The 939-nt window shown below is 53.6% G+C and carries 1 rRNA gene; it reads right to left on the minus strand.

What is annotated here, in order from left to right:
* A 23S ribosomal RNA gene (locus tag A8709_RS01640) occupies positions 1-939 on the minus strand; the annotation flags it as partial.

Here is a 939-nt window from a genome sequence, read left to right on the forward strand (position 1 = left end):
GCCTCCACCCAAGCTGGCGCTCAGGCTTCAAAGGCTCCCACCTATCCTGTACAGATCGTACCAAAGTCCAATATCAAGCTGCAGTAAAGCTCCATGGGGTCTTTCCGTCTTGTCGCGGGTAACCTGCATCTTCACAGGTATTAAAATTTCACCGGATCTCTCGTTGAGACAGCGCCCAAGTCGTTACGCCATTCGTGCGGGTCAGAATTTACCTGACAAGGAATTTCGCTACCTTAGGACCGTTATAGTTACGGCCGCCGTTTACTGGGGCTTCAATTCATAGCTTCGGGTTGCCCCTAACCACTCCTCTTAACCTTCCAGCACCGGGCAGGCGTCAGCCCGTATACTTCGCCTTGCGGCTTCGCACAGACCTGTGTTTTTGCTAAACAGTCGCTTGGGCCTTTTCACTGCGGCCCCCTCGGGCTATTCACCCTACCGAGGCACCCCTTCTCCCGAAGTTACGGGGTCATTTTGCCGAGTTCCTTAACGAGAGTTCTTCCGCGCGCCTTAGAATTCTCTTCTCACCCACCTGTGTCGGTTTGCGGTACGGGCACCTTCGCCTGGCTAGAAGCTTTTCTTGGCAGTGTGAACTCATGACCTTCGGTACTTAAGTTTCCCTCCCCATCACAGCCCAGCCTTACGGTTAGCGGATTTGCCTACTAACCAGCCTCACTGCTTGGACGAGCATCCATCAGCTCGCGTCACTATCCTTCTGCGTCACTCCATTGCTCATAACGGCTACGGTGGTACAGGAATTTCCACCTGTTGTCCATCGACTACGCCTTTCGGCCTCGCCTTAGGTCCCGACTTACCCTGAGCGGACGAGCCTTCCTCAGGAACCCTTAGGTTTTCGGCGGATCAGATTCTCACTGATCTTTTCGTTACTTATACCGGCATTCTCACTTGTATGCGCTCCACCTGTCCTTACGGTCAGAATTC

This window comes from Paenibacillus pectinilyticus, from assembly GCF_001700435.1.
In the GTDB taxonomy this organism is placed as follows: Bacteria; Bacillota; Bacilli; order Paenibacillales; family NBRC-103111; genus Paenibacillus_E; species Paenibacillus_E pectinilyticus.